The 14,057-nt window shown below is 56.3% G+C and carries 15 protein-coding genes; 10 read left to right on the top strand and 5 right to left on the bottom strand.

The genetic code is table 11. From position 1 onward, the window contains the following. The 9 genes from ACFDSS_RS09650 to ACFDSS_RS09610 form a co-directional block, all read left to right on the top strand. Positions 1-404: GNAT family N-acetyltransferase (locus tag ACFDSS_RS09650; protein ID WP_375255545.1), on the top strand; the 404-nt coding region annotated here is incomplete at its 5' end. Between the two features lie 188 nt (positions 405-592). Further along, positions 593-1,588: a BMP family protein gene (locus tag ACFDSS_RS09645; RefSeq protein WP_375255544.1), complete on the top strand. Its 996-nt coding sequence runs from the start codon at positions 593-595 to the stop codon at positions 1,586-1,588. A gap of 77 nt (positions 1,589-1,665) precedes the next feature. Continuing rightward, positions 1,666-3,204 carry an ABC transporter ATP-binding protein gene (locus tag ACFDSS_RS09640; protein WP_375255543.1) on the top strand — a complete coding sequence of 513 codons (1,539 nt, stop codon included), beginning with the start codon at positions 1,666-1,668 and terminating at the stop codon, positions 3,202-3,204. Next, positions 3,204-4,295: an ABC transporter permease gene (locus ACFDSS_RS09635; RefSeq protein WP_375255542.1), complete on the top strand. Its 1,092-nt coding sequence runs from the start codon at positions 3,204-3,206 to the stop codon at positions 4,293-4,295. The genes ACFDSS_RS09640 and ACFDSS_RS09635 overlap by 1 nt, the downstream gene beginning before the upstream one ends. Beyond that, a complete protein-coding gene (locus tag ACFDSS_RS09630) occupies positions 4,292-4,714 on the top strand; it encodes a hypothetical protein (RefSeq protein WP_375255541.1) in 423 nt (140 codons plus the stop codon). The genes ACFDSS_RS09635 and ACFDSS_RS09630 overlap by 4 nt, the downstream gene beginning before the upstream one ends. After that, on the top strand, positions 4,715-5,683 hold the full coding sequence (locus ACFDSS_RS09625) for an ABC transporter permease (RefSeq protein WP_375255540.1): 969 nt from the start codon (positions 4,715-4,717) through the stop codon (positions 5,681-5,683). Further along, positions 5,667-6,473 (top strand): purine-nucleoside phosphorylase, encoded by an 807-nt coding sequence (locus tag ACFDSS_RS09620; protein ID WP_375255539.1) that lies wholly within the window; start codon positions 5,667-5,669, stop codon positions 6,471-6,473. The genes ACFDSS_RS09625 and ACFDSS_RS09620 overlap by 17 nt, the downstream gene beginning before the upstream one ends. A 135-nt stretch (positions 6,474-6,608) precedes the next feature. Then, positions 6,609-7,532, top strand: a complete 924-nt coding sequence (locus tag ACFDSS_RS09615) for a sulfite exporter TauE/SafE family protein (RefSeq protein ID WP_375255538.1) — start codon at positions 6,609-6,611, stop codon at positions 7,530-7,532. Next, positions 7,532-8,281: a TIGR02186 family protein gene (locus tag ACFDSS_RS09610; RefSeq protein WP_375255537.1), complete on the top strand. Its 750-nt coding sequence runs from the start codon at positions 7,532-7,534 to the stop codon at positions 8,279-8,281. Before ACFDSS_RS09615 ends, ACFDSS_RS09610 begins: the two co-directional genes overlap by 1 nt. On the opposite strand, the gene ACFDSS_RS09605 is transcribed toward ACFDSS_RS09610, so the two are convergent. From ACFDSS_RS09605 to ACFDSS_RS09585, 5 genes are all read right to left on the bottom strand, one after another. Beyond that, positions 8,278-8,988: an SDR family oxidoreductase gene (locus ACFDSS_RS09605; RefSeq protein ID WP_375255536.1), complete on the bottom strand. Its 711-nt coding sequence runs from the start codon at positions 8,986-8,988 to the stop codon at positions 8,278-8,280. The genes ACFDSS_RS09610 and ACFDSS_RS09605 overlap by 4 nt on opposite strands. Beyond that, entirely contained in the window at positions 8,985-10,511 is a 1,527-nt protein-coding gene (locus tag ACFDSS_RS09600; RefSeq protein WP_375255535.1) for an ATP-dependent RecD-like DNA helicase, read from the bottom strand. Before ACFDSS_RS09600 ends, ACFDSS_RS09605 begins: the two co-directional genes overlap by 4 nt. 66 nt (positions 10,512-10,577) lie before the next feature. After that, the gene (locus tag ACFDSS_RS09595; RefSeq protein ID WP_375255534.1) at positions 10,578-10,772 is read right to left on the bottom strand and encodes a hypothetical protein; all 195 of its coding nucleotides are present in this window, start codon (positions 10,770-10,772) and stop codon (positions 10,578-10,580) included. 126 nt (positions 10,773-10,898) lie between these two features. Next, a complete protein-coding gene (ccrA, locus tag ACFDSS_RS09590) occupies positions 10,899-12,191 on the bottom strand; it encodes a crotonyl-CoA carboxylase/reductase (protein WP_375255533.1) in 1,293 nt (430 codons plus the stop codon). 119 nt (positions 12,192-12,310) lie between these two features. Then, the gene (locus ACFDSS_RS09585) at positions 12,311-13,708 is read right to left on the bottom strand and encodes a 1-acyl-sn-glycerol-3-phosphate acyltransferase (RefSeq protein WP_375255532.1); all 1,398 of its coding nucleotides are present in this window, start codon (positions 13,706-13,708) and stop codon (positions 12,311-12,313) included. 137 nt (positions 13,709-13,845) lie between these two features. Here ACFDSS_RS09585 and ACFDSS_RS09580 point away from each other — a divergent pair. Beyond that, on the top strand, positions 13,846-14,057 hold a 212-nt coding region (locus tag ACFDSS_RS09580; RefSeq protein WP_375255531.1), incomplete at its 3' end, for a methylmalonyl-CoA mutase family protein.

The following is a 14,057-nucleotide window of genomic DNA, read 5'->3' as shown; positions in this document are numbered from 1 at the left end:
TTGCCTCCTTACATGCGAATGCTTTCACCACGATGCGCGCATGGAAAACCGCAGAGTTTGCGGCCTTGCTATCGCAGTCAGGGACGTTTCTAGAGGCACGCGAAGGATCTTTTGCGCTGATCCGCGTCATTGCCGACGAGGCAGAGTTACTCACGCTGGCGACTGACCCGGCGCACCAACGCAAAGGATATGCACGGGCCATCCTGCAGCAGGGGCATAGGAAAGCGTCAATGCACGGTGCAAAGAGCATTCTTCTTGAAGTCGCGGAAGACAACACAGCCGCAATCGCGCTCTATACGTCGCTGGGATATGAACTGATCGGTCGGCGCGCTGGTTACTACAAGCGCCATGATGCCCCAGCAGTTGCAGCGCTCGTCATGCGGCGCGATCTGATTTCTGCCTAACCTTGCGTCATGGCAGGTTTATGCGGCGAAATCAGCTGGTTTGGTCACGTTTATGACCAGAAAGCGGTTGATCTTCGCTGTTAAGCGGGGCCTTATCTTTCCATGACCGGACTCACGTATGTCTGGACTTTCAATGAGGGGGCCTTGAGCCCGAAAAAACCTCACGTAACGACCTGGGAGATATATCTATGACACTTATGCAAAAATTCCTTGGCGCATCCGCTGCGCTGGCACTTACCGCCGGTACCGCTGCAGCTGATCCGGCCATCTTGTTCGATCTTGGCGGCAAGTTCGACAAATCCTTCAACGAAAGCGCATATAACGGCGCAGAGCGTTGGGCAGCCGAAACTGGCGGCTCCTATGCGGAAGTTGAAATCCAATCTGACGCGCAGCGTGAACAGGCGATCCGTCGCTTCGCTGAATCCGGCGCAAACCCCATCGTCATGGCAGGTTTTTCATGGGCCACGCCACTGGCAGAAGTTGCTGCCGACTACCCCGACACCAAGTTCACAATCATCGACATGGTGGTTGACGCACCAAATGTCCGCTCTGTTATCTTTAATGAGCATGAAGGGTCCTATCTGGTGGGCATGATGGCTGCGATGGCCTCCGAGACGGGCACGGTGTCCTTCGTTGGCGGCATGGACATCCCGCTGATCCGCAAATTCGCTTGCGGCTATGCACAGGGTGCGAAATCCGTGAATTCAGACATCAACGTGATTGCCAATATGACTGGGACAACCCCTGCCGCATGGAACGATCCGGTGAAGGGGTCTGAGCTGACACTGGCACAGATCAGCCAGGGTTCCGATGTTGTCTTTGCGGCTGCGGGCGGCACAGGCGTTGGCGTCCTGCAGACAGCCGCTGACGAAGATATCTTCTCAATCGGTGTTGACGCAAACCAGAACTACCTGCACCCCGGTCAGGTTCTGACCTCCATGCTCAAGCGCGTTGACAACGCGGTCTATGAAGCAATGACGATGGGCGAAGATCTTGAAACAGGCTTCAACGTGATGTCCGTAGCAAACCGCGGCGTCGGCTTCGCAATGGATGCCAACAATGAGCCAGTCGTGTCCTACGCGATGCTGGAGGCGGCATATGGTGCGGCCGCTGAAATGGCGTCCGGCGATCTGATGGTCCACGACTACACCACGGACGAAAGCTGCCCAGCGCTCGACTTCTAAGCCACGCTGAAGGCCAATAAATCAAGGCCGCGCAGAGAAATCCGCGCGGCCTTTTGCATATCAAGAACAGGTGCCCCATGACCGACCAAGCCCCCGCCATCGAGCTGAAAGGCATTTCCAAAGCGTTCGGCCCTGTTCAAGCCAACAAAGATATCGCCATCCGCGTGATGCCGGGCACGATCCACGGGATCATCGGCGAAAACGGTGCCGGCAAATCAACGCTGATGTCGATCCTTTATGGGTTCTACAAAGCCGACGCCGGCGAGATTTTCATCAGCGGCACAAAAACCGCAATTCCGGATAGCCAGGCCGCAATTTCAGCAGGTATCGGGATGGTATTCCAGCACTTCAAGCTGGTCGAAAACTTCACTGTGCTTGAAAATGTCGTACTGGGCGCTGAGGACAGCGGTCTGTTGCGCCCGTCGCTTGCACGCGCGCGCCGCGAATTGAAGAACCTCGCCGATGAATACGAGCTCAACGTCGATCCCGATGCACTGATCGAAGAAGTCGGCGTGGGGATGCAGCAGCGCGTAGAAATCCTCAAGGCGCTATATCGCAAGGCCGATATTCTGATTTTGGACGAACCCACCGGGGTGTTGACCCCGGCGGAGGCCGACCACCTGTTCCGCATCCTTGAGAACCTAAAGCGCGAAGGCAAGACGATCATCCTGATTACCCATAAACTGCGCGAAATCATGGACATCACCGACACCGTCAGCGTGATGCGGCGCGGAGAAATGACCGCAACGGTCAAGACCTCCGAAACCAGCCCGCCGGAGCTGGCTGAGTTGATGGTTGGTCGCAAGGTACTTTTGCGGGTTGACAAAGCGCCGGCACAAATCGGGCGAAAAATCCTTGAGGTCAAAGACCTTAACGTCACAGACAGCAAGGGGGTGCACCGTCTCAAAGGGGTCAGCTTTGACGTCCATGCAGGCGAAATTCTTGGGATTGCCGGTGTCGCGGGCAATGGACAATCGGAATTGCTCGAAGTGCTTGGCGGCTATGAGAAGGCCACCGGAACGATCATGGTCAACGGCGAAGAGATCGACCTGACCGGGGCGAACTCCGACGGGCAAAGCAGGCGCGCGCGCGGGATCAGTCACGTCCCCGAAGACCGCCAGCGCGAAGGCCTCATCATGGATTTTCAGGCATGGGAAAACACTGCATTCGGCTATCATCAGGATGATCGCTATCAAAAATCGAGATTTCTGATGGACAATAATGCGATCCGTCAGGACACCGCCGGAAAGATGGAACGTTTTGACGTGCGCCCGCCTAATCCTGCGCTTGCGGCAAAGAACTTTTCAGGCGGCAATCAACAAAAGATTGTGCTGGCACGTGAGATCGAACGCAACCCGGACCTGCTTCTTATCGGCCAGCCGACACGGGGCGTCGACATCGGTGCCATCGAATTTATCCACCAACAAATTGTTGCACTTAGGGATCAGGGCAAAGCAATTTTGCTTGTTTCCGTCGAGTTGGAAGAGATTTTGTCGCTGTCTGACCGGATTGCCGTTATGTTTGACGGAAAAATGATGGGCGAGCGGATGCCTGAAAACACGGATGAAAAAGAACTCGGTCTGTTGATGGCAGGCATGAGCGGGGAGGCGGCGTAATGGACGTCATGCCAAAGTGGGCCGATGTGATCCTGATCCCGCTGATCTCGATCTTGCTGGCGGCAATATTGTCCGCCTTGGTCATTCTGGCCATTGGCGAAAGCCCGGTCGACGCATTGCAGCTTATGGTCGAAGGCGCATTGGGGTCTACTTACGGGTGGGGATATACACTTTATTACGCTACAAATTTTATCTTTACGGGCCTTGCAGTTTCCATCGCCTTCCATGCGCGTCTGTTTAATATCGGCGGCGAAGGCCAAGCCCTGATTGGTGGTCTGGGCGTTGCGATCATCTTGCTATATATCCCTTGGCCACATTGGTCGCTGGCGCTTCTTGGTGCATCCATTGGCGCGGCCATCTTTGGGGCGGCATGGGCTGCTATCCCGGCTTTCCTGCAGGCCAAACGTGGCAGCCACATCGTGATTACGACGATTATGTTCAACTTCATCGCGGCGGCGGTGCTGAACTATTTTCTAATTGGCGCGCTCAAAGCCCCCGGAATGGAGCCCGCAACGGCCAAATTCCCTGAGGCCACGCATCTGCCATCGTTTCAGGACATGTTCAACTTCGGCACATCCACATTCTTTCGCGGCGCGCCCGCGAACATCACTTTCTTTGTGGCAATTGCGGCATGTGTGTTTCTTTGGGTTCTGATCTGGCACACACGGCTCGGGTACGAAATCCGGTCTTTCGGACACTCGGAATCCGCAGCCAAATATGCGGGCATCAGCCCGACCAAGATTATTATGGTCTCCATGCTGATCTCCGGCGCACTTGCCGGGATGATGGCGATCAACAACGTGCAGGGCGAGGCCGAACGGCTGGTCCTGAACGCAGTGGAGGGGGCGGGCTTTATCGGCATCGCCGTCGCACTGATGGGGCGCAGCCATCCTTTCGGGGTGTTGCTGGCGGCCCTTTTATTCGGCTTTCTATATCAAGGCGGCGCAGAACTCGCCCTATGGACGTCGATCCCCCGTGAGCTGATTATCGTAATACAGGCATTGGTAATCCTCTTCACGGGCGCACTGGACAACATGGTGCGCATGCCGCTTGAGCGGCTATTCCTGACAATGAGGAGAGCAAGAACATGACGACAGGACCATTCAAAATCGGTGTCGATGATGATACCGGCGCAGACCTGGGCTTTGTGCTGAGTTGTCTCGCACTTGGCATGATTTCGATGGAAGAACTCCACCAATGGGTTCACCACGTGATCGACCACACACCCAGCGGCGATATTCCGCCCCATCTGGTGGCGCTTTTGTCGATGAAAAAACCGAGCAGCGTATTGCAACCACATGACGCTGGATTGCGGCGGATGCCGCATGATCCGTTCATCACTGATGACCGTTTTGATGCGATGCTGGGCCTGCAATTCTTCCTGCGGCGTGACAAGACCCAGGCGGTCGACATCACCCAGGCAGAGGCAGAGGCCGCTTTGCGCAAAAACCCTGAAGTTGCCGACCGCTTCTTCGTCCTCTTTCCCTTTCTGATGGAGAAAGCCGCCTAGATGGACTTCGCAACCCTCCTGCAAATGCTGGACGCAACCCTGCGTCTGGCGACCCCGCTCCTTTTGGCCTGCCTGGCAGGACTTTTTTCTGAGCGGGCCGGTATCTTTGATATCGGGCTGGAGGGGAAAATGCTGGCAGCGGCCTTTCTTTCGGCCGCCATTGCTGCTGTGTCGGGCAATGTCTGGTTGGGGCTTCTGGCAGGCATTGGCGCGTCAATGACCCTCTCCGCCGTGCATGGTCTGGCCTCGATCACGTTTCGCGGCAACCAATTGATTTCAGGCGTCGCGATCAACTTCCTTGCTGCGGGCCTGACCGTCGTGATTGCCCAAAGCTGGTTTTCCCAAGGTGGGCGGACGCCGCAGTTGACCGGTGATGCGCGCTTCAGCCCGATCGAGCTCCCGTTTGCAGAAGCCTTGCAGGATGTCCCTGTACTGGGGCCAATTTATTATGAATTGATCTCCGGCCATACGATCCTGGTCTATGTGGCGCTGTTCACGGTGCCGCTCACGTGGTGGATCCTGTTTCGGACACGCTTTGGGCTGCGCTTGCGCGCTGTGGGGGAAAATCCCGCCGCCGTTGATACCGCCGGCGTTTCAGTGATTTGGTTGCGCTATGCCGCCGTAGCCATTTGCGGCATTCTTTGCGGGATTGCGGGCGCATACCTTGCCACGGCCCTTCAGGCAGGATTTGTCAAAGACATGAGCGCCGGTCGCGGCTTTATCGCGCTTGCCGCACTTATCTTTGCAAAATGGCGGCCTTGGTACGCGCTCTACGCGAGCCTGCTGTTCGGCTTCCTGCAGGCGATGTCCTTGCGTTCAGACGTCATAGAAGGCGTTGTCGGCTTCCAGGTGAACGGTCAGTTCCTCGATGTGCTCCCTTACATCCTGACCGTCGTCATTCTGGCGGGGTTTGTCGGCAAAGCGATCCCACCACGCGCGGGCGGCGAGCCATATGTCAAAGAACGCTGAAATTCTCGCTGACCAAATCCGACAGAAAGCAGGGTATGCACCGGTCGCGCTTGGTCTGATCCTTGGGTCAGGCCTCGGGCATATTGCTGACGAAGTTGACGGTGTGAAAATCCCCTATAGGGCGCTGCCCGGATTTCCACATGCGGGTGTGTCCGGCCATAACGCCAACCTCGTAATCGGCGATCTGGAGGGAGTGCGAGTGGCCGTTTTTGGAGGGCGCGCACATTACTACGAAAGCGGTCGCGGTGATGCGATGCGTTTGCCATTGGAAGTGCTCAAGGCATTGGGTGCGGACCGGGTCATAGCGACGAACGCCGCAGGCTCATTGCGTCGCGACATGCCGACCGGGTCGATTATGTGCCTGTCGGACCACATCAATTTCTCTGGTCTCAACCCATTGATAGGCGAACCGACCGATGCGCGGTTTGTGCCAATGAAAGACGCATATGATCCGCAAATCCGCGAAGCTCTGCGTGCCAGCGCGCAGGCAGCAGACGTCGCGATGGATGACGGGGTCTATGCCTGGTACTCTGGCCCATCGTTCGAAACCCCCGCGGAAATCCGCGCGATCGCAATGCTTGGCGCGGATGCTGTCGGGATGTCGACGGTGCCAGAAATCATCCTTTCCCGCTTTCTGGGGCTGAAGGCTGCCGCAATCTCGACGATCACGAACATGGCCGCCGGCATGAGCGACGAAGCAATCAGCCATGAACACACCAAAGCCATGGCCCCTATTGGTGCTGCAAAGCTGGAAAAAGTGTTGCGTGGGTATTTGCGGGCGCAGAAATAAGTCCAAAAACCGCGTACTAATAAGTCCAAATGAAAGAAATGCTGCATTTGCACTATGAAATGTGTCGCAGCATTTGACAGACTCACCTGAAAGGTTTTTGGTGCAGCCACCGGCACAAGCGCCCTGGACCAGTTCATGCAGATTTATCTTCCAATCGCCGAGGTTTCGGTGAACGCCTTCCTGTTACTCGGACTGGGCGGTATTGTGGGCGTCTTATCGGGCATGTTTGGCGTGGGCGGCGGCTTTTTGATGACGCCATTGCTGTTTTTTATCGGCATCCCGCCAGCCGTTGCAGTCGCGACCGAGGCAAATCAGATCGTTGCTTCTTCCTTTTCCGGCGTGCTCGCGCACTTGAAGCGAAAGACGGTGGATCTCCGAATGGGGACTGTGCTGTTGATCGGCGGTCTCATTGGCTCCGGCATCGGCATCGTTATCTTTAACTATCTTAAATCATTGGGTCAGGTGGAGCTGCTGGTCCAACTGAGTTACGTCGTCTTTTTGGGCTTGATCGGCACATTGATGTTTTTCGAAAGCCTCAAGGCGATCCGGCGGACAAGCAAAGCGGGCGGTGTTGCTGTGCCAACGCGGCGCAAGCATAATTGGGTCCACAATCTGCCCTTCAAGATGAAGTTCCGGGTGTCGGGGCTCTATATCTCGGTGATACCGCCTGTCTTGGTTGGTGTGGCAGTGGGTATTCTTGCGGCGATTATGGGTGTCGGTGGCGGCTTTATCATGGTGCCCGCGATGATTTACCTGCTTGGGATGCCCACGAAAGTTGTCGTTGGAACATCCCTTTTCCAGATTATCTTCGTTACCGCATTCACAACAATGCTGCACGCGACAACAAACTTTACCGTTGATGTCGTTCTGGCGGTACTTCTACTCATCGGCGGTGTGATAGGCGCACAGATCGGAACAAGGATCGGCACCCGAATGAAAGCCGAACAGCTGCGTATCTGGCTGGCGATCATGGTCCTCGCGGTTTGCGCCAAGCTGGCCTTTGATCTCTTGGTGATGCCGAGCGAGCTTTACTCTCTTGGTCCGGGAAGTGGGCATTGATGTTGCGGCTCATTGCCCTGTTTGTCGTGCTGGCAATTCCGGCAAAGGCAGAGGAAATCGTCCTCGGCCTGAGCCAGGATCAGGTGTCGATCACGGCGACATTCGAAGGCTCGGAAATCCTCATTTTTGGTGCAATCAAGCGGGACGGCCCCCCCGCCATCGAGGGCGAACTTGGCGTCATTGTCACCGTCGCCGGTCCGGACAAAGCAGTCACGGTGCGCAAAAAGGACCGCCGCCTTGGAATTTGGGTGAACACAGAGGCCGTCAATGTCGACGTCGCGCCAACGTTCTACGCAGTCGCAACGAACCTGCCTTTGGAAGAAATCCTAACCTTTACAGAGGACCTCAACACGCGCATCAGCACTGAGCGGGCGATCCGGTCCGTTGGCGCCACAATCGAAAATGCCGATAGGTTCACACAAGCATTGATCCGCATTCGTGAAGACCAAGGGCTCTATCAGACGTTGCCGACCGGGGTTCAGGTGGACGAGGAGACACTCTTTCGCACATTGATACCAATGCCTGCAAACCTGACTGAAGGTGACTACGTGGCCGAGATTTATCTGACGCGTGGCAAGCAGATCGTTGATCTCTACAGCACGGTCATACCAGTGAAAAAAGTCGGGCTGGAGCGGTGGCTCTATAATCTGGCGCACGAAAACGCGTTTCTTTACGGTCTGATGTCGCTGGCCATCGCGATTGCTGCTGGCTGGGGCGCGTCCGCAGTCTTTTCGGTCTTTCGCCGCTAACCGCGCCCGATATGCGGCATCTTGGTCGCCATCACCATCATCGACTGCACATTGGCGTCTGGCGGCAAAGTCGCCATATGAAAGACTGATCGGGCCACATCTGAGACAGCCATGCTCGGTAACGGGTGTAGCCCTTGTGCCGTGCGGGTCTTTTCCAGACTGACGACCAGATCGGTCCGCGCATTGCCAATGTCAATTTGGCCACAAGCGATGTCAAAGGCGCGGCCATCCAGCGACAAGGTCTTGGTCAAGCCGCTCACCCCGTGTTTTGTGGTTGTGTAGCATATTGATCCCTCACGCGGGGTATATGCAGAAATTGATCCGTTGTTGATAATGCGACCGCCCTGCGGCGTCTGATGGCGCATCTGGCGAAAAGCAGCGCGAGCGCAAAGGAACATGCCCGTCAGATTCACATCCACGACTTGCTTCCACTCATCTAACGCAATCTCATCAATGGTTGTCTGGGGGCCAAATATGCCCGCGTTGTTGAAAAGTACGTCAAGTCGGCCAAATTCAGCAAATGCGGCCTCAAGAGCGGCTTCATCGGTGACATCACAGGCGAATGCGACAGCGTTTTCATGTGAAATTTCCGCCAGCGCATCCGCGCGTCGCGCAATCAGTCCAACCCGCCATCCATTTTCCAGAAAATAGAGCGCTGTCTCGCGGCCAATGCCGCTGCTCGCACCTGTTATCATGATTGATTTCATAGCTTTTCACTCTTCAGTTTCAGGGGGGCCGCAGGGACCTCCAGATCATCTGCACGCAACAGCCCCTTTGGGCGCGCCAGCCGGTTGCGCACAACCCACCGCAATTGCGTCTCGGCCCGTGTGATGGCGACATAGGCCAAGCGTTTCCAAAGCGGTTGCCCCGCTTCTATCCGGCCCATGCGGGATGCCGCGTAAATATCCGGTGCAAAGACCTGCACGGTGTCCCATTGCGAGCCCTGGGCCTTGTGAATTGTCACCGCGGCCCCATGAAGGAAAGTCGCCCCCATACGGGCAGCGAAAGGAATGAACGGTTCGTCATCACCTTCCTGTTCAATCTTCACGATACTGGCAGCACTGACCTGCGGGTCTTCTGCACCCATGACATGCAACCGCGAAAATCCCGGTTTGCGGCCGGGCCCAAGGTAGATCACCTGCGCGCCCTTGATAAGCCCGCGCGCCTCAAGATCGAGCCGTTTCTTGCGATGTTTCAGAGGCAACTCAATACCGTCGCAAATCAACGGCTCACCTGCCAGCAACTCATCAACAGGCGCGTCAAAGGCGGCGCGAAACGCGTGGATCAGTCGGATGCGTGTGGCATTGCGCCAAACCAGACAAGGTGAGCGCGCCATCAAATCCGCCTCTACCCGCTGGGCCATGACGACCCTTTCATCACTTGCGGCGGCCTCTTCTACCATCCGCTCAAACCCACCAAAATCCAGCTCCGGGTCAGCCAAAGCATGGGCGAGATCAAGGATTGGGTTGCCGGCATCTTGCCGGTGAATGCGCTTGAGCGTCAGCACGCGCGGCGCGGGCAGCGTTTCAAAAACCATGCCGCCGCTTGACTGTACAGGTGGCAACTGCGCCGGATCGCCAAAGAGCAGAAGCGTTGGAAAGATCTCTTGCAGATCTTCGAATTGCTTTTCGTCCAGCATGGAGCTTTCATCAACAAAACCGATATCCAAAGGCTCTTCGCGCCGCTTCCATCCGGTGATAAAATCGCTGCCGCGCAAGCCCGCAGCAGCCAATGCAGCGGGGATGGATTTGTTGACCTGATAGGATGCAAAGGCGCGGTCCAGAGCAACCTCCGTCAAGCCTTCAATCTGGGGCTTGGCGCCCTGCCCGGCCAACCATTCGGCGACCTTTTCATATTCGGGGTCATAGACAGGCGTATAGAGGATCCGATGGATTGTCGTCGCAGGAACACCCTGATTGCGCAGGACACTGGCGGCTTTGTTGGTAGGTGCCAAAATCGCCAGCGTGCGCCGGTCTTTGCGCTTGCGCCCTTCCCAATCGCCCGAAATCACGTCAACACCCGCTTCATCAAGTGCGTGGTAAAGCTTCGCCAGAAGCATCGTTTTGCCCGATCCCGCTTTCCCGATTACCGCCATAACAGATGTCTTGTTCGATTGCGGCGGCTGCAGCAGGCCATCGTCCAGATCAATGCCGGACTGACGCAACGCGTCGGCAACATTGTCCCAAGCTTCGGCCTGATCGTCGGAAAAGGTAATCGTGGGTGCGTTCATAGCCGGACCTTAGCGGCCCCCAACAGGTGCTGCCAGCGCTATCGGCAGCAATCCCGAACGTGCGGTCTACTCAACCCCGCGCGGGCGCGATGCAACGCCATGGTCGCCGCTGCGCATCGAAGGTCGTGTCCGCATATTCGCAACTTCTGCCGTTGCGACCATCATCGCATCGTCCAGTTGCGCGCAAAGGAGCGGCATATCGTTCTGACGTGCAAAGCGGCGCATGTCAGCCAGAACGTCGATGATCCAATCATGGCCCATTGCTGGACAGTCGCGTGGAATGATTAACAAGCCATTAACAAACGCATCTTGTAATGCAGAACGTAATCACAACAAAAAAGGGGCGCAGCCGTTTCCGACCACGCCCAGCTTGGGAACTTCCTTTATCTAGCGGTCAACCGATGCTTCCAATGTGTCCTCGAAGGTGCGCAAGCCCATCTGTGGGGCCTGCACCAAGACAGACATATTGCCGGGCTTATGTTCATTGCGCAGCATTTTGGTATGCGCGGCCGGCAAATTCTGCCAGGTGAAGCACTCTGACATGCAGGGGTCCAGACGCTGCTCCAGCATCAGGTTGTTCGCGGCACTGGCCTGCTTAAGGTGGGCAAAGTGACTGCCCTGCAAGCGCTTCTGGTGCATCCACATGTAGCGGACGTCAAAGGTGCAGTTAAAGCCGGTGGTGCCCGCACAGATCACAACCATGCCGCCCTTCTTACATACAAGAGATGATACCGGGAACGTCGCCTCACCGGGGTGTTCAAAGACCATGTCGACGTTTACGCCCTTGCCTGTGATCTCCCAGATTGCCTTGCCGAACTTGCGGGCCTCCTTCAGCCACGTATTGTACTCTGGCGTGTTGACCGTCGGCAGCTGGCCCCAGCAGCTAAAGTCATTGCGGTTGATTACGCCCTTTGCACCAAGCGACATCACGAAGTCGCGCTTGCTTTCGTCACTGATGACACCGATCGCATTCGCACCAGCGGTATTAATCAACTGGATCGCATAGGAACCCAGACCACCAGAAGCGCCCCACACCAAAACATTCTGGCCGGGCTTCAGGTCATGCGGCTCATGCCCGAAAAGCATTCGGTAGGCGGTGGCAAGCGTCAGCGTGTAGCAGGCGCTTTCTTCCCATGTCAGATGCTGCGGACGGGCCATCAATTGCTGCGACTGAACACATGTGAATTGGGCAAAAGAGCCATCAGGCGTTTCATAACCCCAGATCCGCTGGCTCTCCGAATACATCGGATCGCCACCGTTGCAGTGCTCATCATCGCCATCATCCTGGTTGCAGTGAATGACGACCTCATCGCCGACTTTCCAGCGCTTGACCTTGTCACCGACGGCCCAAACGATGCCCGCCGCATCAGAGCCCGCAATATGGTATTCCGCCTTATGAACATCAAAGGGGCTGATCGGTTGGCCGAGGCCGGCCCAAACGCCGTTGTAGTTCACCCCAGCAGCCATCACGAGAACCAACACTTCATGGCTGTCCGGCGTCGGACAAGCGACGACTTCCTGCTGGAATGCCTCATTGGGCTCGCCGTGACGTTCGCGGCGAATGGCCCAGGCGTGCATGTCCGCTGGAACATGCCCCAGCGGTGGCATTTCACCAACTGCGTAAAGGTCCTTTTCCGGCGCGTTGTAGGTTGCGCCATGTGCAGTTTGGTCAAGGGCCATGTTCGTCTCCATCACTCAGTATCCGTATTTGCCGCACCGCAGAATCGGCGCGTTTAGGGAATGAATACTAGATACAAAAGTAACTTTGCAACCCAATTTGAATAGTTTTTGTAATTTAATTACTCTGCAACTGCAGAAATTTCGCTCAGGCTTGCTGCAGGTGCATCAAAATGATGCGCGATTGAGTTCGCATAAAAGGTCAGAACATGCTGGCCCGACTCTGTTATGTGGACCCCGTCTGATTCTTCTACAATGAGCAAACGCGCTTTGAGGCGGCTTAACGCATCTTTGACCACCTCATCCGCTTTCCTGCGCGGACAGGGTAATTGACGCTCTGTCAGCATCGCGATTGACTTTTCAACGGCCGCTTCCAGATCGGCAGCGGTGATCGGCGCGGCTGATAGCAGGTGGCGGCAGACCAACGGCACCCCAAGCACCGGCGTCACGTTGGCAATCCGCTGCATCAGCTCGGCGGCGATGGCCTCTGTCAAATCACGGTCATCTTCGCTAAGGTATTTCGAAAGTTCCAACGGCTCTCCGAAGCTCACAGAGGCGGTCCCGAACCCGCGAAAACGGCCTGTGATCCGCAACATGATATGCCGCCCGACACGCCCTAAAACAGACAGCATCTTTGGCTTAAACCGGCGGTTGCCCGACTGGTCAGCCTTTATCAGGATGGTGTCTTCAAGTACGCGGTCGTAGTTCAATGCGACCGGCACAAAGATCACTTCACGGACCTGCGGGTCGAAATCTTCGGTGATATAGTTCAGCAAGCCCATGCGCGGCGGTGCGAGCAAACCGTTCAAACTCAACCCACCTTCAGGGAAGACAGCCTGACTGACCCCGCCCCGTGTCGCCATCTGCACGTAGCGCGCCAGGACCTTACGATAAAGGGCGCCGCGTGACCGGCGTCGGATAAAATACGCACCCATCGCCCGGATCACGGCAGAAAGTGGCCACACCCTTGCCCATTCACCAACGGCATAGGACAGCGCCCCGGCATTGGCCGCCAGATAGGTCACGAGGACATAATCCATATTGCTACGGTGATTGATGACAAAAATCACCGTGGCGTCTGGATCAATCTCTTCCAGTCGCTTGCGGTCAAATGTGCCCAGTTTGATCCGGTACAGCGATTTGGACAGCCAGCGCGCCAGCCGAATGCCAACCCCGAAATATGCAGTGGCGGAGAACGATGGCACAATCTCACGGGCGTAGCGGCGCGCTTTCTCAAAGGCGACGTTTTCAGGGATGCCCTCCTTGCGGGCATGTTCGACAATCGCTTTCGTCACCTCGGGATCATAAATCAACCGCTGGATCATGTCATAGCGCCGCGCCAGCTTGAACGGTTCAATCGGGCGTTGCAGGCGCTTGTTGACTTTTGCGATGACGCGCTCGGCCCGTTTGCGGAAAAACCAACGGACTGAAGGAAACAGGAAATGGGACGCAAATGTCACCCCTGCGAAAAGTACGATCAAGATGAACGCCCAAAGCGGCATTGATACGGTTTGCGTCATGGCAGGAAGGTGACAGGGAACGCGCCGAAGGTAAATCCCGCAATGCCGCAACGCAGCGAATTGACAGCGGCATAAAATGTCCGATAAACAGTCCCCTGTGTAATTTAATTACGCACAATGATTCAGGAGAGCCACCCATGTCGCAACCGCAGAAAGACCGCCCTTGGCTGTTTCGGACTTATGCCGGTCACTCCACCGCGAAGGCTTCGAATGCGCTCTATCGTGGGAACCTTGCCAAGGGGCAAACAGGTCTGTCGGTGGCTTTCGACCTGCCGACCCAAACGGGCTATGACAGCGACCACATCCTTGCCAAAGGCGAGGTCGGCAAAGTCGGCGTGCCGGTCAGCCA

The organism is Yoonia sp. (assembly GCF_042093035.1).
Taxonomy (GTDB): Bacteria; Pseudomonadota; Alphaproteobacteria; order Rhodobacterales; family Rhodobacteraceae; genus Yoonia.
This window is presented reverse-complemented; position numbering and strand designations above follow the sequence as displayed.